The 26,698-nt window shown below is 69.4% G+C and carries 22 protein-coding genes and 5 tRNA genes; 10 read left to right on the forward strand and 17 right to left on the reverse strand.

Annotated features, from left to right (window positions below; all coding sequences use genetic code 11):
- Positions 1-52: 52 nt before the first annotated feature.
- Positions 53-1,894 carry a glycoside hydrolase family 2 protein gene (locus ACWGSK_RS09195; protein WP_358511392.1) on the reverse strand — a complete coding sequence of 614 codons (1,842 nt, stop codon included), beginning with the start codon at positions 1,892-1,894 and terminating at the stop codon, positions 53-55.
- Positions 1,895-2,068: 174 nt separating this feature from the next.
- On the opposite strand from ACWGSK_RS09195, the gene ACWGSK_RS09200 reads away from it, so the two are divergent.
- The 6 genes from ACWGSK_RS09200 (at position 2,069) to ACWGSK_RS09225 (ending at position 7,958) form a co-directional block, all read left to right on the forward strand.
- Positions 2,069-3,115 carry a LacI family DNA-binding transcriptional regulator gene (locus ACWGSK_RS09200; protein ID WP_452455604.1) on the forward strand — a complete coding sequence of 349 codons (1,047 nt, stop codon included), beginning with the start codon at positions 2,069-2,071 and terminating at the stop codon, positions 3,113-3,115.
- 309 nt (positions 3,116-3,424) lie between these two features.
- The gene (locus ACWGSK_RS09205; protein WP_452455605.1) at positions 3,425-5,197 is read left to right on the forward strand and encodes a sensor histidine kinase; all 1,773 of its coding nucleotides are present in this window, start codon (positions 3,425-3,427) and stop codon (positions 5,195-5,197) included.
- 101 nt (positions 5,198-5,298) lie between these two features.
- Positions 5,299-5,718, forward strand: a complete 420-nt coding sequence (locus tag ACWGSK_RS09210; RefSeq protein ID WP_358516240.1) for a roadblock/LC7 domain-containing protein — start codon at positions 5,299-5,301, stop codon at positions 5,716-5,718.
- Complete coding sequence (locus tag ACWGSK_RS09215) at positions 5,715-6,077, forward strand: DUF742 domain-containing protein (RefSeq protein ID WP_358516237.1); 363 nt, start codon at positions 5,715-5,717, stop codon at positions 6,075-6,077. Before ACWGSK_RS09210 ends, ACWGSK_RS09215 begins: the two co-directional genes overlap by 4 nt.
- The gene (locus ACWGSK_RS09220; protein WP_452455606.1) at positions 6,058-6,684 is read left to right on the forward strand and encodes a GTP-binding protein; all 627 of its coding nucleotides are present in this window, start codon (positions 6,058-6,060) and stop codon (positions 6,682-6,684) included. Before ACWGSK_RS09215 ends, ACWGSK_RS09220 begins: the two co-directional genes overlap by 20 nt.
- Positions 6,685-6,761: 77 nt before the next feature.
- Positions 6,762-7,958, forward strand: coding sequence for a cytochrome P450 (locus ACWGSK_RS09225; RefSeq protein ID WP_358516246.1), 1,197 nt, complete (start codon positions 6,762-6,764; stop codon positions 7,956-7,958).
- A 46-nt stretch (positions 7,959-8,004) separates the two neighbouring features.
- On the opposite strand, the gene ACWGSK_RS09230 is transcribed toward ACWGSK_RS09225, so the two are convergent.
- Both ACWGSK_RS09230 and ACWGSK_RS09235 read right to left on the reverse strand, forming a co-directional pair.
- On the reverse strand, positions 8,005-9,246 hold the full coding sequence (locus tag ACWGSK_RS09230; RefSeq protein WP_452455607.1) for a cytochrome P450: 1,242 nt from the start codon (positions 9,244-9,246) through the stop codon (positions 8,005-8,007).
- 171 nt (positions 9,247-9,417) lie between these two features.
- Complete coding sequence (locus ACWGSK_RS09235; protein WP_358514626.1) at positions 9,418-9,825, reverse strand: nuclear transport factor 2 family protein; 408 nt, start codon at positions 9,823-9,825, stop codon at positions 9,418-9,420.
- A 132-nt stretch (positions 9,826-9,957) separates the two neighbouring features.
- Here ACWGSK_RS09235 and ACWGSK_RS09240 point away from each other — a divergent pair, with 132 nt between their 5' ends.
- On the forward strand, positions 9,958-10,722 hold the full coding sequence (locus tag ACWGSK_RS09240) for an enoyl-CoA hydratase/isomerase family protein (RefSeq protein WP_452455608.1): 765 nt from the start codon (positions 9,958-9,960) through the stop codon (positions 10,720-10,722).
- A 9-nt stretch (positions 10,723-10,731) separates the two neighbouring features.
- Here the strand turns inward: ACWGSK_RS09240 and ACWGSK_RS09245 are convergent, their stop codons facing one another.
- The 12 genes from ACWGSK_RS09245 to ACWGSK_RS09300 form a co-directional block, all read right to left on the reverse strand.
- Complete coding sequence (locus tag ACWGSK_RS09245) at positions 10,732-12,156, reverse strand: acyl-CoA synthetase (protein WP_452455609.1); 1,425 nt, start codon at positions 12,154-12,156, stop codon at positions 10,732-10,734.
- A 120-nt stretch (positions 12,157-12,276) separates the two neighbouring features.
- The gene (locus ACWGSK_RS09250; protein WP_452455610.1) at positions 12,277-14,217 is read right to left on the reverse strand and encodes an ABC transporter permease/substrate-binding protein; all 1,941 of its coding nucleotides are present in this window, start codon (positions 14,215-14,217) and stop codon (positions 12,277-12,279) included.
- Positions 14,207-15,745, reverse strand: a complete 1,539-nt coding sequence (locus tag ACWGSK_RS09255; RefSeq protein ID WP_358514618.1) for a sugar ABC transporter ATP-binding protein — start codon at positions 15,743-15,745, stop codon at positions 14,207-14,209. Before ACWGSK_RS09255 ends, ACWGSK_RS09250 begins: the two co-directional genes overlap by 11 nt.
- Entirely contained in the window at positions 15,738-16,754 is a 1,017-nt protein-coding gene (locus ACWGSK_RS09260) for a LacI family DNA-binding transcriptional regulator (RefSeq protein WP_358514616.1), read from the reverse strand. Before ACWGSK_RS09260 ends, ACWGSK_RS09255 begins: the two co-directional genes overlap by 8 nt.
- A gap of 243 nt (positions 16,755-16,997) precedes the next feature.
- Complete coding sequence (locus ACWGSK_RS09265; RefSeq protein WP_358514614.1) at positions 16,998-17,960, reverse strand: MsnO8 family LLM class oxidoreductase; 963 nt, start codon at positions 17,958-17,960, stop codon at positions 16,998-17,000.
- A 441-nt stretch (positions 17,961-18,401) separates the two neighbouring features.
- Positions 18,402-18,722, reverse strand: a complete 321-nt coding sequence (locus ACWGSK_RS09270) for a hypothetical protein (protein ID WP_452455611.1) — start codon at positions 18,720-18,722, stop codon at positions 18,402-18,404.
- A gap of 19 nt (positions 18,723-18,741) precedes the next feature.
- Positions 18,742-19,608, reverse strand: coding sequence for a metallophosphoesterase family protein (locus tag ACWGSK_RS09275; RefSeq protein ID WP_452455699.1), 867 nt, complete (start codon positions 19,606-19,608; stop codon positions 18,742-18,744).
- A 696-nt stretch (positions 19,609-20,304) separates the two neighbouring features.
- Positions 20,305-20,378, reverse strand: a tRNA-Val gene (locus ACWGSK_RS09280).
- 21 nt (positions 20,379-20,399) lie between these two features.
- A tRNA-Cys gene (locus ACWGSK_RS09285) sits at positions 20,400-20,474 on the reverse strand.
- Positions 20,475-20,524: 50 nt separating this feature from the next.
- Positions 20,525-20,597: transfer RNA gene (locus tag ACWGSK_RS09290), tRNA-Gly, on the reverse strand.
- Positions 20,598-20,670: 73 nt separating this feature from the next.
- Positions 20,671-20,743 (reverse strand) — tRNA-Gly (locus ACWGSK_RS09295).
- 146 nt (positions 20,744-20,889) lie between these two features.
- On the reverse strand, positions 20,890-21,321 hold the full coding sequence (locus ACWGSK_RS09300; protein ID WP_358514608.1) for a roadblock/LC7 domain-containing protein: 432 nt from the start codon (positions 21,319-21,321) through the stop codon (positions 20,890-20,892).
- Positions 21,322-21,686: 365 nt separating this feature from the next.
- On the opposite strand from ACWGSK_RS09300, the gene ACWGSK_RS09305 reads away from it, so the two are divergent.
- Positions 21,687-22,529, forward strand: coding sequence for an aminotransferase class IV (locus ACWGSK_RS09305; protein WP_452455612.1), 843 nt, complete (start codon positions 21,687-21,689; stop codon positions 22,527-22,529).
- A 140-nt stretch (positions 22,530-22,669) separates the two neighbouring features.
- On the opposite strand, the gene ACWGSK_RS09310 is transcribed toward ACWGSK_RS09305, so the two are convergent.
- Positions 22,670-23,092, reverse strand: coding sequence for an SsgA family sporulation/cell division regulator (locus ACWGSK_RS09310; RefSeq protein WP_067605082.1), 423 nt, complete (start codon positions 23,090-23,092; stop codon positions 22,670-22,672).
- A 485-nt stretch (positions 23,093-23,577) separates the two neighbouring features.
- Here ACWGSK_RS09310 and ACWGSK_RS09315 point away from each other — a divergent pair.
- Positions 23,578-23,651: transfer RNA gene (locus tag ACWGSK_RS09315), tRNA-Val, on the forward strand.
- A gap of 175 nt (positions 23,652-23,826) precedes the next feature.
- Here ACWGSK_RS09315 and ACWGSK_RS09320 read toward each other — a convergent pair.
- Complete coding sequence (locus ACWGSK_RS09320; RefSeq protein ID WP_358514604.1) at positions 23,827-24,120, reverse strand: PGPGW domain-containing protein; 294 nt, start codon at positions 24,118-24,120, stop codon at positions 23,827-23,829.
- 555 nt (positions 24,121-24,675) lie between these two features.
- On the opposite strand from ACWGSK_RS09320, the gene thrS reads away from it, so the two are divergent.
- On the forward strand, positions 24,676-26,649 hold the full coding sequence (gene thrS / locus ACWGSK_RS09325) for a threonine--tRNA ligase (protein WP_358514602.1): 1,974 nt from the start codon (positions 24,676-24,678) through the stop codon (positions 26,647-26,649).
- The last annotated feature ends 49 nt before the right edge of the window (positions 26,650-26,698 follow it).

Consider the following 26,698-nt stretch of genomic DNA (forward strand, 5'->3'; position numbering starts at 1 on the left):
TTGAGATGTCCTGGGGGTCGAAGAGGGTGAGGAGAGGGGGAGCGGGGGACGGTCAGTCGTCTCGCGGGTCGCTTTCGAACGCGGCCGGTCGACGCTGCGCGGTCGCGATCCGGTCGACGTCGAGCTTCTCGCTCCGGTCGAACCGGTAGACGCCGTTGCGTTCCTGGAACACGTCGGTGAGCTGGGTGTAGCAGTAACCGAACATCTCGGGGTTCTCCAGCAGCACGCCGGTCAGCCCCTCGAAGCGGGTGTGGAACTCCTCGACGGTGCGAGGTCCGGCCCCGTATCCCCAGGACCCGCCGCCGTCGTCGGTGTCAGGATCCCAGCGGATCCCGCCGAACTCGCTGCAGAAGTAGGGCTGCCCGCGGTAAGGCACGGACCACTCGCGCCCGTCCTCACCACGGTTGACGTAGGGGTCGTCCTTGGCCGACCCGCTCATCTGTTCGCGGAACGCCTCGGGGTCCTGCTCGTAGCTGTGGGAGTCGTAGACGTCGGTCTCGGGGACGCGGTGGGAGTAGCCGGAGGCGTCCACCACCGGACGCGAGGGGTCGATGGCCTTGGTGGCGAGGAACATCGCGCGGGTGACGTCGTCCAGCGCGGTGAAGCGGTCGTGCAGCCGCTGGAAGGTCTCGTTGAGGGGGCACCAGCCCACGATGCTCGGGTGGGAGTGGTCGCGCTCCACGGCCTCCAGCCACTGGGTGACGTAGGAGGCGTCCGGGCGTTGGTTGTCGAGGGCGGCCGGGCCTTCGGTCGCGCACCCCCAGTCGCCGAACTCGCCCCACACGAGGTAGCCGAGCCGGTCCGCGTGGTAGAGGAACCTCTCCTCGAAGACCTTCTGGTGCAGGCGGGCTCCGTTGAACCCGGCCCGCAGCCCCAGTTCGATGTCGCGCACCAACGCCGCGTCGTCGGGGGCGGTCATCAGCCCGTCGGGGTAGTAGCCCTGGTCCAGAACCAGCCGTTGGAAGACGCGGCGGCCGTTGATCAGGATCGCCTTGCCCTCGATGGAGACCGAGCGCAGGCCCGCGTACGATCCGGCCCGGTCCACGACCTCGCCGTCGGCGTCGAGCAGCTCCAGACGCAGGGTGTACAGGTGGGGGTCCTGCGGAGCCCAGATGCGTCGTCGCTCCTCCGGGACCGTCAACGTCACCCGGGGCGCGACGTCGAGGTCGGCGCGGACCTCGGCCACGGCGACCTCCCCGTCCCCGTCTTCGAGGGTGGCGCGGACCCGCAGTCCACGGCCGGTCCGGGACAACGGCAGGCGCACGTGGAAGGCCCCGTTGGCCAGGTCGGGGGTGATGTGCGGGCGCCTCAGGTGCGCGTCGGGGACCGGTTCCATCCACACGGTCTGCCAGATCCCGGTGGTGCGCGTGTAGTGGCAGCCGGAGTTCTCGTACCAGGTGGCCTGCTTGCCGCGGGCCTGGTGGCCGTGCCTGCTGTCGCGGGCGCGCACGACGATCACGGCGTCCTCGCCCGGAGCGGCGATCCCGGCCAGGTCCGCGGTGAAGGGGGTGAAACCGCCGCGGTGGCGGGCCACCTCCACTCCGTTGACCCACACGGTGGTGTCGTGGTCCACGGCCTGGAAGTGCAGCAGGGCGCGCTTGCCGGCCCAGGCCTCGGGGACGCGGACGGTGCGCCGGTACCAGACCGCCTCCAGGAAGTCGGTGTCGCCCACTCCGGACAGCTCGGACTCCGGGCAGAAGGGCACGGTGATGGTGCCGGAGAGTTCGGCCTCCCGTAGTCCGCGTTCCAGACCGCTGTCCCCGCGGTCGACCTCGAAGTCCCAGGCGCCGTTCAGGCACAGCCAGTCGGGGCGGGTGAACTGCGGGCGGGGGTACTCGGGGCGGGGCGGGGCCGTGGGCCCCTCCTCGTGCGGCGGCTGGATCTGCGTCGGCACGGGTTCTCCTTGCTGCGCGGTGGCTCTGTGACTGGCGTCACGGATATGGGAGCATACTTTTACATCGATGTAAATACCCGGAAACGGAGGTCGAGAGGGCTGTCGATCCCGGTTTCGTACCGGGGTGGGACGCGGGTTCGGTACGGTCCAGGGTGCTGTCGAACGGAGGTGGACGTGGGTACGAGGCCACGCATCAAGGACGTCGCGCGTCGAGCGGGGGTCTCGGAGAAGACGGTTTCCAACGTCATCAACGACCATCCCCACGTCAGGCCCGCCACGCGCGCCGCGGTGGAGGCGGCCATCGAGGAACTGGGGTACCGGGTCAACCTGGCCGGGCGTCACCTGCGTCGCGGCGAGACGGGTGTGATCGCGCTGGCCGTGCCCGAACTCGACCTCGGCTACTTCGCCGAGCTCGCCGACCTGGTCATCCGTGAGGCCGAACGCCGCTCGCGCACCGTCCTGGTCCACCAGAGCGAGGCCCGGCGCGAGAGGGAGGAGTCCGCCCTCGACGGGTTCGGGGCCGACTTCGTCGACGGGGTGATCCTCAGCCCGCTCGCGATGGACGACGCCGCGCTCCAGGCCCACGGATCCCGCCTGCCGGTGGTGCTCCTGGGTGAGGTGCCGCACGCGGTCCGGCACGACCACGTCGCCATCGACAACGTGGCCGCCGCCCGGGAGGCGACCGAACACCTCCTCGACGGTGGACGGACCCGGATCGCGGTGGTGGGCGGGCGCCCACCGGGCCCGGCCGGAACCGCGGAGCTGCGAACCCGGGGCCACCGGGAGGCGCTGGAGGCCCGCGGTATGTCCCTCGACCCCGCGCTGGTGCGACCGGCCGAGGCCTTCCACTGGTCGGACGGGGCCGAACTCGCCGCCGAGCTCATCGCCGACCCCCGGCCGCCCGACGCGCTCCTGTGCATGAACGACCTGCTCGCGCTGGGCGCGATGCGGGCCCTGCACGACGCCGGGGTCCGGGTCCCCGAGGACGTGGCGGTGGTCGGGTTCGACGACATCGCCCCCGGGCGGTACGCCGTGCCCAGCCTGACCACCATCGCCCCGGACAAGTCGACCCTGGCCGGCGAGGCGGTGCGTCTGTTGGTGGCGGCGGTGACGGCCCGTCGCGGCGCTTCCACCGACGACCCCGGAGAGCCCCGGCGACCGGAGAGGGTCGTCGTCGAGCACACGCTCCTCATCCGGGAAAGCAGCTCCGCCGCCGGCTGACCGCCGACGAACCCTCGTTCCTTGAGGAATCAGGGGAGAGAAACCTTCGCGTGCCCTCTTTTCTGGAATGCCGGAAAAGGGGGCTTTCTGTCCTTTTCATGGATTGAATCCGGTCTGGAATGACACCGTAAGCGCAGGTCGTCGGGTGGTGTTGCGAGAAACTCCACGCACCATCCCCGGGTGGTCTACCGTGAAATCGAACCGGCCCGGAGAATTCCCTTTCCGGGTCGCAGGGATGTGTCCCGTGCCCTCTTTCGGGTGAGGGCCACGACTCCTCCACCCCGGACCCACGCCGCGAGGAACCCATTCATGGCAGCACACCTGTCCGACCGGAAACGCAATCACCCGCGCCCCGGCCAACAGGCTCTCGTCGCACTCCTGATCGCCGCCGCGATCACCGCACCGACCTGGTCGTGGGCGGTGATCGAGAGCCCGGTGGAGATCCGGACCACCGTCGGGCTCGCCGGGGGCCTGGCCGCGTTCCTCCTGTGCGCCGCGGTGGCCACGGCCGCCCATCAGGCGGCGGTCGCGCGCAACACCCGTGCCCACGCCGGCCGGATCGGCGCCGGCGCTCGCACGCTGGAGGAGGAGACCGGGTGGGTGGTGGACGTGCTCCTGCCCGCGCTCGCCCACGCCGTCCGCGAGGACCGCTCACCCCAGGACGTGTTGTCCGAACATCCCAGGCCCTCCCACCCCGCCGTCGATCGGCTCACGCACGCCGTCACCGCGCGGATCGCCTCGGCCGAGAGCCGGTCGACCCAGGAGCGCATGGCCCGCGCCGAGATCGAGGAGCAGATCGCCGCCCTGGCCGACGTCGGCATCCCCCTCATGCGGCTGCGCATCGATGAGGACCTGCCCACCGCGGAGGAGGTCCTCCAGCAGGAGCTGCCGCCGGTCCACCCGCCCGTCGCCCACCTGCGCGGACGCGTCCTCCAACGGATGTTGGCCGGTGACCGGCGCGCCGAGCGGGCGATGATCACGACCTCCGAGTGCGGGGCGCGCATCCAGGCGCACCTGACCACGCTGCTCGCCCAGCTGCGAGAACTCCAGGAACGCTATGGGGATCGCGGCGACATCTTCGCGGACCTGCTGGAGGTCGACCACAACGTCTCCCGAACCGGACGCCTGGCCGACCGGGTGGTCACCCTCGCCAAGGGCCGATCCGGCCGCCGCTGGACCCGCCCCATCGTCATGGAGAGCATCCTGCGCGGGGCCATGGGCCGCATCACCGCCTACCGCCGGGTCCGCCTGCACTACACCAGCAGCAGCGTCGCCGTGGTCGGTTACGCGGCCGAGGGCGTGATGCAGGCGTTGGCCGAGCTCATGGACAACGCCGCGAACTTCTCCGCCCTGGGCACCGAGGTGCACGTCTACGCGGAGGAGGGCGACAACGGCGTCACCATCACGGTCGAGGACAGCGGCATGGGTCTGCGCCACCGTGAGAGGGCGGTGGCCGAGAGCCTGCTGACCGAACCCCGCGACCTGTCCACCGTGCCCTCGGGGCGCGTGGGGCTGGCCGTCGTCGGACGCCTGGCCGACCGGTACGGGCTGCGGGTCAGTCTGCGACCCTCCGCCCGCGGTGGTATCGGCGTCGTCGTCCTCATCCCGCCGAACCTGCTGACGGAGTCGCGGCGCTCTCGGCCCGTACCGCGCCTGAGCGAGACCGGGTCCCAGGTCTCGGTGCCCGCCCCCACCCGTCCGGCTCCGGCCCACTCCGCGGCCGGACCCCAGCCCGGCACGGAACCGCCGCCTGTCCGGTCCACACCCCGGGACCCCCGTCCGCCCCTGCCCCGACGCGACGGCGCTCGCGGCTCCCAGGCTCCGACCGGGGAACGACCCTGCCACGAGGGCAAGGACGCCTCGAACACCGAGAAGACCGAGAAGACCGAAGAGCAGCACTTCGAACTGCCCCAACGGCACCGTGGACTCACCCTGGCCGAAGCGGTCAGGGAGAACCCCGAACAGCTCTACCCCGACCGGAACCGGGGCGGGAACCTCTCACGCGGGGGCCTGCCCACCCGCTTCTCCGCCTTCCGGGACGCCGGAACCGACGACGAACACCACCCCGATGGCGGCGCCTGACCACGGCTCCCACCGCACACCACCGGCAGACAAGCGACCGAACAGGAACGGAGGGAGGGGCACCGGGACGCGCGTCGTTCCGGGGCCGCCCCGACAACCCGATGACCACGACCGACTCCAGTCTCGACTGGATGCTGGAGAACCTGCGCAGCGGGACCACCGGTGTCCACCACGTCCTGGTGCTCTCCCGGGACGGACTCAAGATGTGCCACACCCGAGAACTCGACGTGGACCGGGCCGACCAACTCGCCGCGATATCCGCGGGCATCCAGAGCCTGTCCCTGAGCGCCTCCGCCGAGTTCGGCGACGCCACCGGCGCCGGACAGGCCATGCTCGAATACGGCGGTGGACTCCTGCTGATCGTCGGGGCCGGTGAGGGCGCCCACCTGGCCGTGGTCACCGGAACCGAGGCCGACGTCGGCGTGGTCGCCCGCCGGATGAACGAACTCGTCGACCAGATCGGCCACCACGTCGCAGTGCCTCCCCGACGGAGGCCCTACGAGAGGGACCTGAAGCGATGAGTCCCGAACCCGCCGGCAAGGAGGCGCCGGACCGGCTGTACACGGTCACGGGTGGCCGTGGCGGCACCGACGAATCCTCCCTCGACTCCGTCGCGCTCATCGTCGCCGAGTCCGAACCCGCCGCCGACATGCAGTCCGAACACGCCGACATCCTGCGGTTGTGCCCGCGTCCGATCGCGGTGGTGGAGCTGTCCGCCGAGCTCGGGCTCCCCGTCAGCGTCGTCCGGGTCCTCCTGGTCGACCTGCTCGACACGGGGGCCGTGACCGTTCGGCACCACGTACCCTCCACCTCTCAGGAAGGGCCCCGGCACGACCCCGACACGCTGAAGCAGGTGCTCCTTGCCCTCCAACGCCTCTGAGCGGATCACGCCCGCACCGGGCCGAACCCCCCTGGCCGCCACGATCGGCAACGCCCTCAAGATCGTGATCGTCGGGGGCTTCGGCGTGGGCAAGACGACCATGGTCGGAGCGGTCAGCGAGATGCGTCCGCTGAGCACCGAGGAGGTCATGACACAGGCCGGCGCCGAGGTCGACGACCTGCGCGGGGTCCGCGACAAACGCACCACGACCGCCGCCTTCGACTTCGGCCGCATCACCGTCGACGCCACCCGGGTCCTCTACCTGTTCGGCGCGCCCGGCCAGAAGCGCTTCTGGTTCCTGTGGGAACAGTTGTTCATCGGCAGCCTCGGCGCGGTCGTCCTCGTCGACACCACGCGGGTGGAGGACTCCTGGTACGCGATCGACCGGCTCGAACACCACGGCACGCCGTTCATCGTCGCGGTCAACCGTTTCGGCCCCGGCCCCGACCTGGAACGGGTGCGCGGCGCCCTGGACCTGTCCGACGACGTGCCCTTGCTGGAGTGCGACGCCCGCCGCCGTGAGTCCGGCCGCGACGTCCTGATCACCCTCGTCCACCACCTGGCCTCGATGGAGCGGGCCCGGTCCGCCCTGAAGGAGACGCCGTGAACGACAGCGCGGGGTTTCGGACCAACGTCACCACGACGACGGGTTCCGTGCCCCATTCGCCCGACCACGCCCACGCCATGCGCTTCTACGGGCCCGACATCGCCCGTGACCCGCTCTCGCTCTACGAGGAGATGCGGCGTCGCTTCGGCCCCGTCGCGCCCATCCTGCTGGACGGGGACGTGCCCGCGTGGTTCGTCCTGGGTTACCGGGAACTGCACCATGTGACCGGCCACCCCGAGTGGTTCGCCCGAGACTGTCGTCGTTGGAACCAGTGGGACCGCGTCGGCGGCGATTGGCCGTTGCTGCCCTACGTGATGTGGACCCCGTCGGTGATGTTCGCCGAGGGCGCCGATCACCGGCGGCGGGCGGGGGCCATCGGCGACGCGTTGGACGCCGTGGACCGGGCCGACCTGCACGCCGTGTGCAACCAGGTCGCCGACGGGCTCATCGACCGCTTCGCCGGGGACGGCGAGGCCGACCTGGTCAGCCAGTACGCCCACCAGATTCCGGCCGGGGTGATCGCCCGCCTGTACGGCATCCCCGCGCAGGAGGTCCCCGAGATGGTGCGGGACAACCTGCTCTCCCTGGACGTCACCGCGGAGGCGGCCGGAGCACACCAGCGGCTCCAGGAGCGGATGCGGCGGGTCGTCGCCCAACGGCGCGCGCACCCGCGCAAGGACGTCCCGTCCCGGTTGCTGACCCATCCGGCGGGGCTCACCGACGACGAGGTCCTCATGGACCTGCTCGTGATCATGTCGGCCGCGCAGGCGCCCACCGGCAACTGGATCGGCAACACGCTGCGGCTGATGCTCCTGGACGACGACTTCTCCCTGACCCTGCAGGGCGGGCGCAGCAGTGCCGACGAGGCGCTCAACGAGGTGCTGTGGAAGAACACCCCGACGCAGAACTTCATCGGCCGTTGGGCGGTACAGGCCTGTGACCTGGGTGGACGTCGGATCCAGCGGGGTGATCTGTTGGTGATGGGGATGGCCGCAGCCAACGCCGACCCTCGGCTCAACACCGGGGACCTGAGCATCCACGTCTCCAACCGGGCCCAGATGTCGTTCGGGCACGGCGAACACGGTTGTCCGTTCCCCGCGCCCAGGGTCGCGGAGGTCATCGCCCGCACCGCGGTGGAGGCCCTCCTGGACCGGCTGCCGGACGTGCGCATGGCGGTGCCGCCCGAACAGCTGCGGTGGCGGCCCTCGGTGTGGATGCGCGGCCTGTACGACCTACCGGCCCGATTCAGTCCCATCATCGGTTCCGGCCGCTGACCCGGCCGACCCGGGGCGGGGAGCGTCCCCCGCCCCGGGTACGCGTTCAGCCGCCCCGACGTGGCGAGGGCACCCCGGAGGGGGTGAACTCCAGTGGCAGGTCTCGCAGGCCGCGGGTGAACAGCCCTTCTTCCGCCGGTTCGGCGCCCGGGGCCAGGCGAACGTCGGGCATCGCGTCCAGCAGGTCGTTCACCCCGACCCGCACCTCTGCCTCGGCCAACAGCGCCCCGACGCAGAAGTGTCGGCCCAGGGCGAAGGACAGGTGTTCGGCCGCCGCCGAGAAGGACGTGGTGTCGGCGAGCTCGGCGCGGAACACGTCGAAGGTGTCGGGGTCGGCGAACCGGTCCGGGTCGCGGTTGGCCGCACCGATCAGGCAGGTGACCGTGGACCCGGCGGGCACGGTGGCGCCGCCGATCTCCACGTCCTCGGCGGGTTGGCGCATGATCATCTGCACCGGCGGGGTGTAGCGCAGGGACTCGGCGAAGGCCCTCGGGATCAACGACCGGTCATCGCGCACCGCGGCGAGCTGTTCGGGGTGGTCCAGCAGGTTCGCGAAGAGGCTCGCCAGTGCCTTGTCGGTGGTCTCGCCGCCCGCGGCCAGCAGCAGGCTGCAGAACGCCTTGATCTCCTCGTCGGTCATCCGGGTGCCGTCCACCTCGGCCTGGCACAGCCGCGACAGCAGGTCGTCGCCGGGTTCCTCGCGTCTGCGTTGGATGATCGGGATGAGGTGGTCGGCGAGTTCGTCGTGTGTGCGCAGCCCCGCCGCGGTCACCTTCGGGTCCTGGCTCAGGTTCCCGAGGAAGGCGATGATCGCGGTGTACCAGTCGTGGAAGCGGTCGTGGTCGTCCTGGTCCAGGCCGAGCATGTCCACGATGACGTTGATCGGGAACCGGGTCGCGTACTCCGACACCAGGTCCACCCGGCCGCGGTGGCGGAACCGGTCGATCAGCCTTCGGCTGTTGTGCTCGATCACCGGAAGGAAGCGTTCGCGCAGGTCCTTGCCGCGGAAGGCGGGGGCCACCAGGGCCCGCCGCACGGCGTGTTCACGGCCGTCCAGTTGCAAGATGGTGCGCCCGTGCACGGGTTCCAGTTGCCAGGCGTAGTTCTCGGTGGAGAAGACGTCGTTCTTGAACGCCCGACGCACGTCCTCGTACCGGGAGACGACGTAGCTCCCGGTGGCCTCGTGCCACAGCAACGGGGCGTCCTCACGCATCATCCGATAGGCCGCGTAGGGGTCGGCGGCGAACTCGGGGGAGAGCAGGTCCGGGACCTTGCGGGTTGTGGTCACAACGATCACGCTCCTGGAGGTGGGCCGAGCGACCACAGTAGGTAGGAGCGTCGCGGTAGACCAGAGCCCAGCGTTATATCCAGGCGAAATGCGTGATACGTCCGCCTTTGGAATGTCCGGAATGCGGGTGGACGCGCGGGATTCGGTCGGCCGAGAGCGTGACGCGTGGGGTCATGCCTGCCCGGTCGCCTCCTCGGCGGCCTCCTGGGCGATCCTTTCGAACTGGGCTCCCATGGCCTCGGCCAGGGCGGTGGCCGCGGACAGTGGGCGGACCATGACGACGAGGTCGTCGATGAGGCCCTCCTCGTTCACGTGCAGGAAGTCGCAGCCGTTGATCCACCGGTCTCCGACCTTGGCCTCGAACACCAGGGCGTGGTCACGGCCGTCGGCGTCGGCGATCTCCCGGACGTAGCGGAAGTCGCTGAAGACACGGTCGACCCCGCGCAGGATCGCGGCGGTGATGGAGCGCCCGGGATAGGGCTTGAAGGCGACGGGACTGGTGAAGACCACGTCCTCGGCGAGCAGGGCGCGGATGGCTTCGTGGTCGCCGGCCTCGACGGCCTTCCTGAAGGGATGCACGGTGCTCCGATGGTCGAACGAACATGTGCGTGGAAGGTTATCAACCGGGCCGCGGGCGGCCCGGTCGCGACCGCCCGGTAACCTCGTCGCCGTTCGCCCTCGACCGGCCCCGTCCAAGAGAAAGGCACTCCCATGAGCGAGGAGTTGTCCGCGCGCGTCGACGACCACGTCGGTGTACTGGAGATCCACCGACCACCGCACAACCACTTCTCCCTGGACGTGCTCACCGAGCTCGCCGACACCGCCGAGGAACTGGCGGCGGACGGATGTCGGGCGTTGGTGTTGTGCTCCGAGGGCAGGAACTTCTGCGCGGGGGTGGACTTCGCTGCGGGCGGTGTCGGAAACAACCCCGTGGACACCCTCAGCGCCATCTACGGGCAGGGCCTGCGTCTGTACTCGCTGCCGGTCCCGGTGATCGCCGCCGTCCAGGGCGCCGCGGTCGGCGGTGGGCTCGGGCTGGCCTGCTCGGCGGACTTCCGGGTGGCCTCGCCCGGCACCCGCTTCCACGCCAACTTCGGTCGGCTGGGACTGCACCAGGGTTTCGGGCTGACCGTGTCGCTGCCGCGCATCGTGGGCGCCCAGAAGGCCGCCGACATGTTCTACACCGCCCGTCGGATCCCGGGGGAGGAAGCGCACGCCATCGGCCTGGCCGACCACCTGGTCGAGGACGGGGCGGTCCGCGCCGGGGCCCTGGAGCACGCGCACCGGATCGCCGCGTCGGCGCCGTTGGCGGTGCGCTCCATGAAGGCCACCATGCGCGCGAACCTGCTGGCGGCCCTGCCCTCCGCGCTGGAGCGCGAGATCGTCGAACAGGCCCGTCTGATGTCCACGAAGGACAACGAGGCGGGTGTCACCGCGTCCCTGGACCGCACCGACCCCGTCTTCACGGGGGAGTGAGCCGACGGTTCAGGAACCCAGGGCGCGTTTGAGGATCTTGCCCATGTCGTTGCGGGGCAGCGCTTCCAGCACGTGGAGGCGTCGCGGGCGCTTGTGCGGGGCCAGTTGCGCGGCCACCAGGTCGGCCAGCTCCGCCAGGGTGGGCGCCTGCGCACCCCTGGGAACGATCCACGCCACGACCCGCTCGCCCAGGTCGGGGTCGGGCTCGCCGGTGACGGCGGCCTCGGCCACCCCGGGGTGCGCCAGCAGCACGTTCTCGATCTCCCCGGCGCCGATCTTGTAGCCACCGCTCTTGATCAGATCGGTGCTCTTGCGTCCCACCAACCGGACCAGACCCCGGGAGTCGACGGTGGCCATGTCCCCGGTTCGGAACCAACCGTCGTCGGTCATCGCCTCGGCGGTGGCCTCGGGACGGTTCAGGTACCCACTGAACAGGTTGGCGCCGCGCACCTGCACCTCACCGACCTCCTCGCCCGCGGGGAGCGCGGCCCCGTCGTCGCCGACCAGACGCAGTTCCACCCCGTCCAACGGGGTACCGACCGCGCCCGGGCACGGCGGGTGGTCGAGGCGGACACTGGTGTTCATCAGGGTCTCGGTCATCCCGTAGCGCTCGACGACCCGATGTCCGGTGGCGGCGGTGAGGCGTTCGTGGTCGGGCAACGGGAGCGCGGCCGAACCCGACACCAGCAGGCGGGCCCCGGCCAACGCCCGAGCCAGGGACGGATCCTCCCGCACCGCCTCGGCCAGGCGGTGGTACATGGTCGGCACCCCGAACAGGAGCGTGCCCTCGCCCTCCAGACCTCGACGGACCGCTTCGGGTTCGAATCGACCCAGGTGGTGCAGGGAACCACCCAGGTACAGGGGCCCGAACACGCCCAGGACGAGGCCGTGCACGTGGAAGAGCGGCAGACCGTGCACGAGCACGTCCCGTTCCGTCCACGCCCAGGCGTCGGCGAGCGCGTCGAGGCCGGCCAGGATCGCGCGGCGGGAGATCAGCGCCCCCTTGGGCGGGCCGGTGGTACCGGAGGTGTAGACGATCAACGCGATGGACTCGGGGTCCACCTCGCGCACGAGCGGGGGAGTGACCGGGTCGGCGGAGGCGTCGACCTCGCGCACGGGGAGATCGGCCAAGGCCTGGGGGAGAGCGACGCCGGGCGGAGCGAGCAGGAGTTCGGGTCGGCTGTCGTCGATCACGTGCCGCAGCTCCCGTTCCCCGGATCGAGGGTTGAGCGGGACGACCGGGACCCCGGCCAGGACCGCCGCGGTCACGGCCACGCAGGTGTGCGGTGACGGGGTCGCCCACACCGCGACCCGGCCGTCGGGCAGGTCGGCCGCGAGTCGGGAAGCGGCCCCGGCCAGTTCCCGGTAGGTGAGACGGTGGTCGCCGAACCGGAGGGCGGGTCGGTCGACAGGAGCTGTGACGAGGGGGAACACGGGCTGGTCCCTTCGTGGTGGACGGTGTGCCGGAACCATCCCTATACCATCGGCGCGGTGCCCGACCCCTGGGAGCCGGACACCGCGCCGATGGGTTCGTTCCTCGGAGGGAACGATCGCTCACTCGAACTCGTCGACGTTCTCCTCGGTGACGACCTCCACCGGGACCATCACGGTCTCCTCCAGGCTCTCGCCCTCCACGGCGGCGATCGCGTTGCGCAGCGCGACCCGACCCAGTTCGGCGGGTTGCTGGGCCACGGACGCGTACAAGGTGCCCTCGGCGACCGCTTCGAGACCCTCGGGGGTGCCGTCGAAGCCGATCACGACGGCCTCCTCGCCACGGGAGGACAACGCCGCGGCGGCGCCGAGCGCCATCTCGTCGTTCTCCGCGAACACGGCGTCGATGTCGCCGTTGCCCTGGAGCATGTTCGTCATCACGTCCAACCCCTTGGACCGGTCGAAGTCGGCGGGCTGTCGGGCCACCACCTCGATGTCGGGGAACTCGGCGATGCCCTCCTCGAAGCCGGAACCGCGCTCACGGCTGGCGGAGGTGCCCGGGGTGCCCTGCAGCACCACGACCCGGCCCTCCTCGCCGATCGCCTCGGCCAACTCCTGGGCCGCCAACCGGCCGCCCTCGACGTTGTCGGAGGCCACCAGGGTCTCCACGTCGGCCTCGTTGACGCCGCGGTCGGCCGCGACCACGGGGATGTCGGCGTTGTTGGCACCGCCCACCGGAGGACCCGCGGCGTCGGAGTCCACCGGGTTGATCACCATGGCGGCCACACCGGTGCTGACGAAGTTCTGGATCTGGTCGGCCTGCTGCGACGCGTCGTCCTGGGCGTCGGTGACGACCAATTCCACACCGGCCTCGTCCGCCTCCGCCTGTGCCCCGTCCCGCATCTGCAAGAAGAACGGGTTGTTGAGGGTGGACAGTGACATCCCGATCCGGGTCGTTTCGGTCCCGGAGTTCGGTGTCAGGAACGACAGGGCGCCGACCACGAGGGCGGTCGCGGCCGCCGCGACCGCGAGCTGGATCCCCCGTTTGCCACGGCCTCCGTTCGCGCCGGAACCGGCACCGGAACCCGCGCCCGCGCCACCGGAGCGGCGGCGCAGCGTGTCGAACAGGACGGCGATCGCGATGACCACACCGATGACGACCTGCTGCCAGAACGCCGACACCGACAGCAGGTTCAGTCCGTTGCGCAGCACCGCCAGGATCAGCGCACCGACCAGGGTGCCGAACGCCGAGCCCACGCCACCGGCGAGGCTGGCGCCACCGATGACGACCGCGGCGATCGCGTCCAGCTCGTAGCCCTGGGCGGCCTGTGGCTGGGCCGAGGCCAGACGGGAGGCCAGGATGATGCCGGCCACGGCCGCGAACAGACCCGACAGCGCGTAGATACCGAGCTGGTGCCGCTTGACGCGGATGCCGGACAGACGCGCGGCCTCCTCGTTGCCACCGATCGCGTACATCGCGCGTCCGGCGAAGGTCCGGCGCAGGATCACCGCGGTGACCAGCACCATCACCAGCATGATGATCACCGGGACGGGCAGCCACCCGCCCAGCGAACGGCCCAGGACGGCCACGGAGTCCGGCAGTGAGATCGGGCTGCCCTCGGACAGCACCAGGGACAGGCCGCGTCCGATCGACAACATCGCCAGGGTGGCGATGAACGAGGGCAGCCTGCCGTAGGCGACCAGCACACCGTTGACCAGACCGCACGCGACACCGGTGGCGGCGGCGAGGGGAAGCGCCAACCAGATCGGGACACCCTGCACCGTGGCCAGGAAGCCCAGCACCGTCGCCGACAACGCCGCCACCGAACCCACCGACAGGTCGATCCCGCCGGCGATGATGACGAAGGTGACACCGAAGGCCAGGATCGCGATGACGGCGGCCTGCACACCCACGTTGAGGAGGTTCTGCGCCGTCAGGAAGTCGTCGGAGAGCAACGACATGACCACGACCAGGATGGCCAGGGCGGTCAGCGCACCGTTCTCCAGCAGGAATCTTCGTAGGGCGGACCAGGTGCCGCCGCTCTTGTCCGTATCAGTGGCCATCGTGGCCCTCCACTCCGTGCTCTTCAGTGCTCGACCGGGGGCCGGCGGCGACCGCGAGGGACATCACGGCGTCCTGTGTGGCGTCCTCCGCGGAGAGCTCCCCGGTGATGCGGCCCTGGGCCATGACGAGGATCCGGTCACTCATCCCCAGCACCTCGGGGAGGTCGCTGGAGATCATCAGCACCGCGTGACCGGAGGCGGTGAGTTCGTTGACGAGCCGGTAGATCTCGACCTTGGCGCCGGCGTCGACGCCGCGGGTCGGCTCGTCCAGGATCAGCACCCGAGAGTCGGCCAGCAGCCACTTGCCGATGACGACCTTCTGCTGGTTGCCGCCCGACAGGGTGCGCACGTGCTGGGAGATGCTCGACATGCGCACGCCCAGGTCGCCGGCGATCCGCAGGGCGGAGGCGCGCTGCCCCGCCAGGTTCACGAACCCGGCCCTGCTGGTGGGGCCCAGCGTGACCAGCCCCAGGTTCTCCTCCACGGAGGCGTCCAAGACCAGGCCCTGACCCTTGCGGTCCTCGGGGACCAGCCCCAGACCGGCGGTCATGGCCGCGTTGACGTCACCGCCGGGCAATGGACGGTCCAGGACCTCGACCGTTCCGGAATCGTAGGGGTCCGCGCCGAAGACGGAGCGGGCGACCTCGGTGCGTCCGGCACCCACCAGCCCGGCCAGCCCCACGACCTCGCCCGCGTGGACCTCCAGGTCGACGTCCTCGAAGTGACCGACCCGGGTCAGCCCCCGCACCCGCAGCAGCGACTCGCCCGTCCCGGGGCGTTCGCGCGGGTACTGTTCGTCGATGCTGCGCCCCACCATCAGGCGCACCAGTTCGTCCTCGGGGGTGTCGGCGCCCACGTGCGCGACCGAACGGCCGTCCCGCAGCACGGTCACCCGGTCGGCGAGCGCCCCGATCTCCTCCAGGTGGTGGGTGATGAAGACGATGCCCACACCCTCCTCACGCAGGCGGCGCGCGATGGTGAAGAGCCGCTCGACCTCTTCCGTGGTGAGCACGGCGGTGGGCTCGTCCATGATGAGGACCTTGGCGTTCAGACTGAGCGCCTTGGCGATCTCCACCATCTGTAGACGGGCGATGCCCAGTCCGCGCACCTTGGCGCGCGGGGACACGTCCACGCCCACGCGTTCGAGCAGCGCGGCGGCCTCGGCCTCCATGCGTCGGTGGTCGATGAACCCGAACCGGCGGGGTTGGCGGCCCAGGAAGATGTTCTCCGCCACCGTGACGTCGGGGACCAGGTTGAACTCCTGGTAGATGGTGGCGATGCCCAGCCGTGCGGCGTCCTGGGCGTCCCGGATGAGGGTTTCGGAATCCTCGACGAGGATCCGGCCGCGGTCGGGGCGGTGGGCACCGGAGAGCACCTTGATGAGGGTGCTCTTGCCGGCCCCGTTCTCACCGAGGAGGGCGTGGACCTCGCCCCGACGCAGGTCGAAGTCGACGTCGTCGAGGGCGACCACCCCGGGGAAGGCCTTACGCACCCCCTCGATGCGCAGGAGTTCGTCCGTACTACTCACGTGTGGCTCCCTTGGTTTCCGGCTCGCCGCAGGAGCGGCGCACGACGAGGTGGGCGGGCAGGACGGTGGATGAGGCGGGCGCCCCCGCGATGAGGTCGGTCAGGGCCCGCACCGCGACCCGGCCCAGCTCCGCCGTGGGTTGGGCGATCGTGGTGATCGGCGGGTCGGTGTGCGAGAACCACGGGATGTCGTCGAAGGCGGCCAGGGCGATGTCGTCGGGGACCCGCAGACCGCGCGCACCGATCTCGTCCAGGGCGCCCAGCGCCATGAGGTTGTCGGTGGCGAAGACGACGTCGGGGGGCTCCGCCAGGTTCAGGAAACGTTCGGTGCAGACGCGTCCGCTCTCGGCCTGGAAGTCGCCGCGGCCCACGTACTCATCGGGCAGCGCGAGGCCGTGGACGGCCAGGGCCGCGCGGAAGGCGTCCACGCGCTCGCGGCCGGTGGTGGTGGCCGCGGGCCCGGTGATGATGGCCAGACGCCGGTGGCCGAGCGCGTGCAGGTGGTCGACGAGGTCGGCGATGGCCGTGCGGCCGTCGGATCGGACCACGGGCACGTCGACGCCGGTGATCCAGCGGTCGACGAACACCACCGGGGTGTCCCCGGCCGCGGCCTCCAGGGTCATGGGGGAGCGGCCGTCGGCGGGGGAGACGAGGAGGCCGTCGATGCGCCGGTCCAACAGGCCGCGTACGTGGTGGTCCTCCAGGTCGGCGCGTTCGTCGGCGTTGCCGATGATGACGCTGTAGCCGAGTTCGCGGGCCTCCTCCTCCACGGCGCGGGCCAGTTCGGTGAAGTACGGGTTGAGGACGTCGCTGATGACCAGGCCGATGGTTCCGGTCCGGTGGGTGCGCAGCGAACGGGCCACGACGTTGGGGCGGTAGCCGAGCGTGCCGGCGGCGGCCAGGACCCGTTCGCGGGCGTCGTCGCTGACCGAGGGGTGTCCGTTGAGCGCCCGGGAGACCGTGGCCACGGACAGGCCGGCCGACTCGGCGACGTCCTTGATGCTCACCATGGCGTCCACACCCCTCTCTCATCTCGTGGAAACGATTACATGGTCGAAAGCGATGATGCCAGACGAGAAGGACACAAAAGTTCACACACTGGGGCCGCAGAGATCTGGAACACACGAATTTCCCGGTATGTGTGGTTTTCCGGCATGCTTCACGGAGGAAAATGTGATGCCGGTCACAGGGTTCGCTTCGCCGGTGTCACCGGTAGTAGCGCCACCACGTCGCACGAGCAAGCGCTGAAAGGTTCAGAGTGACGCCAGGAACTCGTCGATGCCCTCGACCTCGGCGCGATCGTAGGTGCTGACATTGGCGAGGAGTTCGGCGGCGCCGGTTCGCTCGACGAGGTCGGTGAGCGAGTCCACCACCTGGTCCGGGGTACCGGCGATCGCACCGGACAGCCAGTCGTCCACCGCCCTGAGCTTCATCGCGCTGGTCGTACCAGCGAGCAGTCGACGGACCTCCTCCACGGGCCTCAGCGCCCGGAACTCGCCCACCTCCCGCGAGTCCGCGTAGGCCCAGGCCTCGGGAAGCAGCAGGTCGCGGGCCCGCTCGGCGGTCTCCGCGACGGCGATGTCCACGTTCACGACCAGGTAGGGCTCAGGCGCGGTCGGACCCGGTCGGAAGTCCTGGAAGTAGCCGGCCAGGCGATCCGGGTCGCGTAGCAGCGGCCCTCCGGCCACCACGGGCAGCCCCAGGTCGGCGGCCAGGGTCATCCCGCCCTTGATGGCGAGCATGAACACCGGGGGAGGTTCGACGCGCGGCCTGACGGTGATGTCGGCCGTCCCGTTCAGATATTCGAGGACCTCCTCGACCTCGGCCGGGTACTCGCCCTCCCGCAGGGCGGTCCGCCCCAGCGCCCTGCGGATCCGCGTGGTGAAACCGAGCGAGCCGCCGAGCCCCAGGTCGAACCGGCCGGGGAAGAGCGCCGCCAAGAGCAGGGCCTGCTCGGCGATCACCATCGGGCTGTGGTTGGGGACCATGATCCCGCCCGTGCCCAGCCGGATCCGGTTCGTCCGGGCTCCGATCGCGGCGAGCAACACCGCGGGGGCCGAGCCGGCGATGCCCGGGACCGCGTGGTGCTCGGCGGTCCAGAACCGGTGGAAACCCAGCTCCTCAGCGCGCACCGCCCTCTCGACGGTCGTCGCGATCGTCTCCGCGTCGGATTCTCCCGCGCGGGTCCGTGAACGGTCGAGCAGAGAGACGCGCATGGCCTTGATTCCCCTCGTTCGCGGCCGTGGGTGGTCCGCTGGATGCTACGCGGTTTCGCGCCGACCCTGGAAACAGCGAAAGCGGGCTCCCGAAGGAACCCGCTTCCGTTATCTGTGGGCGATACAGGACTCGAACCTGTGACCCCTACCGTGTCGAGGTGGTCACAGCCTCGGGACGACCTGCGTAAACCTGCATCCGTGCACGTCAGAGTGTTCCGTTGAGGGATCTTCACACCGGACTGGGAGATTCCTTCCCCGTGGGGTCCCTCGGTCACCAGGAAAGGGTGATCGGGATGGAGCCCTCCCGTTGGTCACGATGGGTCACCATCACGGCCGTTCTGCTGCCGGCGATGATCGGGGGCGGAGGGGCACTGAGACCGATCTGTAGATCGTGCACGATCCGAATGAGGAGCCCAATGGAATGCCTGCTTTGTCTCCGTTTCAGGATCGGGCTTGGCGATGGGCGCTGGAACGCCGGCGCGAGACGGGGGATCTCCCGAGCGGCAACGCCTCTGGTTCACCGCCCTGGCCCGGATGGCGGAACTGTCCGTGTCCAGCACCGCGTCCGCCAGGGGGCGGCTCCTGGCGACGGCCCCACGCCACGGCGGCACGGCGCGGGCCCGAGGGCTGCGCCGTGCCGCCGACTTCACTGGCCAGGGAACCCGGGGCGACCCCCGGTAGGGGCTCGTCCTCGGCATTCCAGTCCTCCTCGTAGTAGTCGTCGTCGAGAATGAGGCCGCTCTCCTCGAGTGCGCGAATCATGGACGGAGCCGGGTCGTGGTCAGTCCAGAGCCGACACAGGGAGGATCTGGACCGGCCACCTTCGCCGATCGCCGAAATGGCGCCACTCCCTCGGGTAACCCAGCGACACCTCTCGGAAGGGAACCCCGTCGTGGACCGTCTTCCGGGGTATGTGCAGGTGGCCGTAGACGACCGCGGTCACGTCGGGACGCAGGTGCCACTCGGCGGTCCGTACGGTACCGCACCATTGGGCGAACTCCGAGTAGCGCAGGACACGGGTCGGGTCCTCGACCAAGGGGTAGTGGTTGACGAGGATCTTGGGAGTGTCGATGTCGCACAGGGCGAGTCTGCGCTCGGACTCGCGGACCCGGGCCGCGCACCACGCCTCCCTGGTCGGGTACGGATCGGGATGCAGTAGGAATTCGTCCGTGCACACCACGCCCTTCTCCTTCGCCAGGGCCAACGAGCTCTCCTTGGAGTCGGTGCCCGGCGCGAGGAACGAGTAGTCGTAGAGCAGGAAGAGGGGCACCACCTGGGCTGGGCCTCCGTCACCGGTCCAGACGGGGTAGGGGTCCTCCGGGGTGAGGACCCCTAGGTGGCGGCACATGTCGACCAGGGCGCGGTACCTCGCCTCGCCCCGGAGCTGGATCGGATCGGACGGGTGGGTCCACAGCTCGTGGTTACCCGGTACCCAGATCACGCGGGCGAAGCGGGCGGCGAGTGTGCCGAGGACCCGTTCGATGTCGGCGAAGACCTCACCGACGTCTCCGGCCACGATCAGCCAGTCACCCTCGGTCGACGGGGTCAGCTGATCGACGATGTCCCGGTTCTCGGGATGAGACACGTGAAGGTCGCTGACGGCGAATAGCCGAGCTCTGTCGGAAGACCGGGGTGGAAGGGCTGGCAGAAAAGACACGGGAAAGGTTTCACTTTCTCTTCGTTGGCCGGCGTGACTGTACGAGGGCGGCGCGGTGCTCCTCGGCCAGGACCATCATCACCCCCGACGCGACCATTCTCCGGAAAATCCTGGTTAGTGCATAGGCGGTCGCAACGCCCGATCCGCCGCTCACTGTCGGGCGAGTCCAACCAGTCGTTGCAACACCGGGCTGTTCGCTGTGCACCGGCCATACCGGTCTACATGGGCGCGGCCGTGGCACTGGGTGGATCGGCGCGACTGGCATGGGTCGCCGACCACGACCCCCACGTCAGCTCTTTGCTCAGACCTCACTTCCCCGACGTGCCCAACCTCGGCGACCTCGCCGCCGTGAGATGGAATCGGGTCGAGCCGGTCGACGTGATCACGGCCGGTTTCCTCTGTCAGGACATCAGCGCTGCTGCCAGGGATCACGTTCAACGAGGCGGGACGGCACTCTCACCGGACCGGGCAGGGACACAGTGTGCCGGGGATGGGTCGGGTCTATGAGCACGTCACGCCGCAGATGCGGCGGCGTGTACTCAGGCTCGAAGCCCGGTGGTGAGGGAACGTGGCGGCTCTTACCCACAAGGAACGGGAGCGGTTGTCCGGTATGGCGCCGATGCTCGAAGAGCACTACCGTGGAAACAGCGAAAGCGGGCTCCCGAAGGAACCCGCTTCCGTTATCTGTGGGCGATACAGGACTCGAACCTGTGACCCCTACCGTGTCGAGGTAGTGCTCTAGCCAACTGAGCTAATCGCCCTCATGCGAGATGAGGTACATCTGGAGCCGGCGACGGGAATCGAACCCGTGTGCAGGGATTTGCAGTCCCTTGCCTAAGCCACTCGGCCACGCCGGCTTGGTCGAAGCACGAGGTCGCCGAACGGCACCCGTATGTGCCTTTCTCCGAGCGGACGACGGGATTCGAACCCGCGACCCTCACCTTGGCAAGGTGATGCTCTACCAGCTGAGCCACGTCCGCGTGTGGTCTGGAACGCGAGGTTCCAGGCCCGATCCGAGATTATCACCGATGGGTGAGTGCTTCGGATCATCCGAGCGGACGACGGGATTCGAACCCGCGACCCTCACCTTGGCAAGGTGATGCTCTACCAGCTGAGCCACGTCCGCGCGGCGAGTGCTTGCCACGGCCTTGACCGTGTCCCTCGCTGCGTTAAGAACTCTAGCGGATGTTCGGGCAAGTACGAAATCGGCTTCTCAAAGGGGTTGTGCGCCCTGCCGAGGCAGGCCGACGTGGCCCGCCGCGGCGGCAGGGGCTACTTCTCCACATGCGCGGGTGTGGAAGGAATGTCGGGGCGCGGAGGCGCGGACAGGTACTGGCCGACCCGTTCGATCACCTTGTTCATCTCGTAGGCGATCAGGCCCACGTCACTGTCGGCGTCCGCCATCAGGGCCATGCAGGCCCCGTCGCCGGCCGCGGCGACGAAGAGGAAGGCGCGGTCCATCTCGATGATGCTCTGTCGGATGTCGCCGGCCGAGAACTGCTTACTGGCCCCTCCCGCGAGGCTGTGCAGTCCGGAGGCGATCGCCGAGAGGTGTTCGGCGGCGGGACGGTCGAGGCCACTGGAGGTGGCCATGAGGAGCCCGTCGGTGGACAGGACGATGGCGTGCTGTGTGCCCGAGGCGCGAGTCAGGAGGTCGTCCAGCAGCCAGCTGAGTTCGCCGCGGGCGGTGCTCGGTGGGGTCATGTCTCTCTTCGCTGTGTCGGTCGTCGGTCGTGCGTGGAGCACGCGCTCTGCGGGGGCGCGCGGTGCGGGGCGGAAGGGTGTCGGGGGCGTTGTCCTCCGGTCCCGCATAAGCGTTGCCCAGATGATAGTCATTCGTAACTTATCTGTCCGGTCATCGTCCCGTGGACCAGGTGGGCCGGCCACCCCACATGCCGCCCTGACCAGTGAGGACGGCGCGGAAAAAGTCCCGGAGGCGTCGCTCGACGGCCGGTGCCGGTCAACGCACTTGCCAAGGTGTACCGCCGGAAGGTAGCGGCGGGCCCGATGGTGGGAGGATTCAGGGGAAACACCGGCCCGACCAGGGCCCTTGAGAGTTGGGGGTTGAGATGAGGGTGTGGATCGCCGGAGCCGGCTACGGCCGCGGCGCCGTGCTGGAGGAGAAGGACGCCCGGATCCCCGTGGTAGACCACGGCATCACCGTCGGCGACGGAGTGTTCGAGACGGTGCGAGCCCAGAACGGTCGACCGTTCGCGTTGACGCGGCACCTGAGGCGCCTGGCCCGCTCCGCCGCGGGTCTGGGTATGGACGAACCCGACCTCGAACTGATCGCGGACGGCGTGGCCCGAGCGGTGGCGGCCAACCCCGAGATGACCGACGCGCGGGTGCGCGTCACCGTCACCGACGGGATCGGGCCGCTGGGTTCGGACCGGGGCCAGGGCGAACAGACCATCATCGTGGTCCTGGGTCCCTTCCCCGGCATCCCCGCGCACACGAACGTGGCCCTGGCCCCGTGGCCGCGCAACGAGTTCGGCGCCCTCGCCGGGCTGAAGACCACCTCCTACGCCGACAACGTGCGAGCCTTGGCCTACGCCCGAGAGCGCGGCGCCACCGAGGCGATCTTCCGCAACGTCTCGGGGAACCTGTGCGAGGGCACCGGGAGCAACATCTTCGTCGTGCTGGACGGGCGACTCGTCACGCCGCCGCTGTCGGCCGGCCCGCTGGCCGGGATCACCCGTGAGCTCGTCCTGGAGTGGCACGGTGGAGAAGAGGAGGACGTGCCGATGGAGCGTCTGCCCGAGATCACCGAGGCGTTCTTGACCTCGACCGGACGTGACGTGCAGCCGGTGCTCCACATCGACGACCGGCGGGTGTCGGCCGAACCCGGGCCGATCACGCTCAAGGCGATGGCGGTGTTCGCCGAGCGTTCCGCCGCGGACCTGGACCCGTGATCCCCGCTTGAGACGGCGAGAGGAGGGGACGGCGCCCAGGCGCCGTCCCCTCCTCTACTCGTTCACCCTGTTCCCCGTGGTGTCGGTGGTGTCCGAAGATCGCGCCGCCCCGCGGAGGATGCCCCACACCGACCGATCACTCAGGAGTGGAGGTGCTGCTGGATCTCCTCGTCGAGGTCGACGAAGGTTCCCTCCTGGCCGGCGGGGACGATCTCGTAGGTGCGGTGCAGGAACTCGGCGAGTGGGGACACCTGGGTGTCGAACTCGGCCTGACCGAAGGGGGAGGAGAGAGCGATGCTCACCGAACGCTCGCCCTCCTCGTCCTTGGAGGGCCACACGCGCACGTCGCCCTCACCGACGGGACGCACGATGCCCACGGTGAGGAGTTCTCGCGCGAAGATCCACTCGACGGGGGTGTCCTCGCCGGTGTGGAAGGCCACGCGAATCGCGTACGGGTCGTCGGAGCTGTAGTCGAGTCGCGCGACCAGTGGAACCGCGGTGCGCTCCGGGACCACGAGTCGCAGGCCCAGCTCGGCGGTGGCAGTCGTGTCGCTACTGTTCATGTTCGCCAAACCTTTTCTCGTCCGGCCCAGGCGTTCCTGGGGCGCCGGCCGGTTGCCGTCTCACTTGGTTCGACGCGGCTGGCCGCGGATCATGACGTGAGTACGGAGACTTTTTTCTGGTCGATGGGACCGGAGGTCTCGCTGCCCGCCCAGCGGGTCCAGCGCGCCGCGGGGCGGCACCACGATCCTTCGTCACTGTAATGACCAGGAGAAACCAAAGATTTCCCCATGTCGAGTGTCCCGTGTCACGCGAAGGTCGACTCGCGCTTGTCTCGGGCGGGTCCACGAAACCGGGAACTCCTACTCATTGCGGGGATCGCGGCCGTGGGCGTCCCCTTGTGGGGGAACCCGAACGACGTTATGTGACCTCCGTCACGCTCCAGTGAATCCGCCGGGCGGTCCGTGGTGTGCCGAGCACTCCAGAACATGCGCTAAAGTTTTTCTTGTCAGGCCGACGAGGCCGGACGGGGGCACAAGCCCGACAGGGGCGATTAGCTCAGTTGGCTAGAGCGCATCGTTCACACCGATGAGGTCACTGGTTCGAGTCCAGTATCGCCCACAACCAAGAAGGACCGGATCCGTATCACGCGGATCCGGTCCTTCTTTTTCTGGTTTTGGTCGCCCCAACCCCGGGCAACGTGCGCCTTTGCGTCGGGGTGTCGGTTTCGGCGCCGACCGTCCCGGAAAACGTCCGCGCCCATTTTCCGGGGAGGCCCGGGCCCTGCTTCGTGGCACTAGCGTGAGCGGCGGAGGGCCTTGCGTCGGGCGCGATGTTCGCGGAACCTTCGCAGGTAGTCGTCCTTGAGCCGTGTGGCCCACCGTTCGCCGCGCATCGTCCAGACCTTCGCCGGGTGCAGCAGCCGCCGGGCCCAGCGGAACTCGGTGCTGAGGATGAGCAGCCCGAGCAGCATCGAGGCGATGCCCGGTCCGGGGACCACCAACATGACGATCCCGGCGAGGATGACCACCGCTCCCACGGTGCCGACCAGCAGGCGCCAGGGCATGTGCAGGACCGGGTGGGTGTGCATGTACCTCCGGAACAGGCGCAGTCGTGCTCGAAGGCGACGCCACCGGCGTACGTGGGCTCGGTGACCAGGGGATGTCTCCTGTGTCGGAGGTCCGTCGGATGGACTCGCTGACATGCGCTCACAGTATTCGGTCGAAGCTCGGCTCGGCATTCGGGTCATACTCGGGGCGGGTCGGTGGTCTGCCGATTCTCACTGATCTCGGGTGAGTGATCAATGGGCCGGCGCCGAACCCGAGAAGAATCAGGAGGAAGCCGACCTTCCAGGGCATATACGTCTGTGTGTGACCAGGCCGGATTCTCCGGAGAACTTCGACGGACCCGGTCGGCCGATGGCCGAATCCACCGACCGAATCAGGACGGCCGGCCCTCACCCCCGCACCCATCGTCCTTCCCGAACACAAGAGCCCCATTCCTCCGGTCGCTCGACCCTGTGGACAACGCGTCGACCTCCTCTCGAAGCCGCTAGCATCGAAGACGGAACACCAGGCCGCCGCACCGGTGGCCGGTGTCGAACCGAGACGCACCCATCAACCGAGACGTATCCCTAGGAGTCACCGTGTCCGCCGCGCCTGAGCTGCACATCACCCTCGCCGGAACCCCGCGTGCGGTGGCGGCCACGACCACCGCGGGGCAGGCCCTGGAAGCGGACGGCAGGACCGTGATCGCCGCCCTGGTCAACGGCGAGCCCCGCGACCTCTTCCGGGAACTGGCCGATGGCGACACCGTCGAGCCGATCACGATCGACTCCGAGGAGGGGCGGGCGATCCTGCGCCACTCCACCGCGCACATCCTCGCCCAGGCCGTCCAGGAACTCTTCCCCGAGGCCAAGCTGGGCATCGGCCCGCCCGTCGAGAACGGTTTCTACTACGACTTCGACGTCGCCGAGCCCTTCACCCCCGCCGATCTCAAGAGCATCGAGAAGAAGATGCAGCAGATCGTCAAGCAGGGACAGCGCTTCGACCGCCGGGTGGTCTCCGACGACGCCGCCCGCGCCGAGCTGGCGACCGAGCCCTACAAGCTGGAGCTGATCGACCTCAAGGGCGGCGCGGCCGAGGCCGCCGATGGCGCCTCCGCGGAGGTCGGCGCCGGTGAGCTCACCATCTACGACAACGTCCACCCGCGCACCGGCGAGCTGTGCTGGAAGGACCTGTGCCGTGGGCCGCACATCCCGACCACCAAGGTCGTCCCCGCGTTCAAGCTGATGCGCACCGCCGCCGCCTACTGGCGCGGCAAGGAGACCAACCCGCAGCTGCAACGCGTCTACGGCACCGCCTGGGAGGACAAGGAGTCGCTCAAGGCGTACCTGACCTTCCTGGAGGAGGCCGAGAAGCGCGACCACCGCAAGCTCGGCTCCGAACTCGACCTGTTCTCCATCCCGGACGAGATCGGTTCCGGCCTGGCGGTCTTCCACCCCAAGGGCGGCATCATTCGCCGGGTCATGGAGGACTACTCGCGCAAGCGCCACGAGGAGAGCGGCTACGAGTTCGTCTACACCCCGCACGCCACCAAGAGCACCCTGTTCGAGAAGTCCCAGCACCTGAGCTGGTACGCGGACGGCATGTACCCCCCGATGCAGCTCGACGGCGGTCAGGACTACTACCTGAAGCCGATGAACTGCCCGATGCACAACCTGATCTTCGACGCGCGCGGGCGTTCCTACCGTGAGCTGCCGCTGCGCATGTTCGAGTTCGGCACCGTGTACCGGTACGAGAAGTCCGGCGTGGTGCACGGGCTGACCCGCGCGCGCGGCTTCACCCAGGACGACGCGCACATCTACTGCACCAAGGAGCAGATGGCCGGCGAGCTCGACTCGCTGCTCACCTTCGTGCTGGACCTGCTGCGCGACTACGGCCTCGACGACTTCTACCTGGAGCTGTCCACCAAGGACCCGGAGAAGTACGTCGGTGAGGACGACGTCTGGGATGAGGCCACCTCGATCCTGCGCGGGGCCGCCGAGAAGCAGGGGCTGGACCTGGTCATGGACCCGGGCGGCGCCGCCTTCTACGGACCGAAGATCTCCGTCCAGGCCAAGGACGCCATCGGCCGGACCTGGCAGATGTCCACGATCCAGCTGGACTTCAACCTGCCCGAGCTGTTCGACCTGGAGTACACCGCGGCCGACGGCTCCCGTCAGCGCCCGGTGATGATCCACCGTGCCCTGTTCGGTTCCATCGAGCGGTTCTTCGCGGTGCTGCTGGAGCACTACGCGGGCGCGTTCCCGGCGTGGCTGGCCCCGGTCCAGGTCGTGGGCATTCCGATCGCCGACGAGCACGTGCCCTACCTCCAAGAGGTCGAGGCCAAGCTGCGCGCCGAGGGTATTCGCGTTGAGGTGGACGCGAGCGACGACCGGATGCAGAAGAAGATCCGTAACGCCCAGAAGCAGAAGATCCCCTTCATGCTGCTGGCCGGTGACGACGACATCGCCAAGGGCGCGGTGTCCTTCCGCTACCGGGACGGTTCGCAGAACAACGGCGTACCGGTCGACGAGGCGGTCGCCGAGATCGTCGAGGCCGTCCGCGAACGCCGCTGATCCGGTTCCACGAAAGCACGGAGCGCCCGTCCCTTGCGGGGTCGGGCGC

It is taken from the genome of Nocardiopsis sp. NPDC055551 (genome assembly GCF_053619415.1).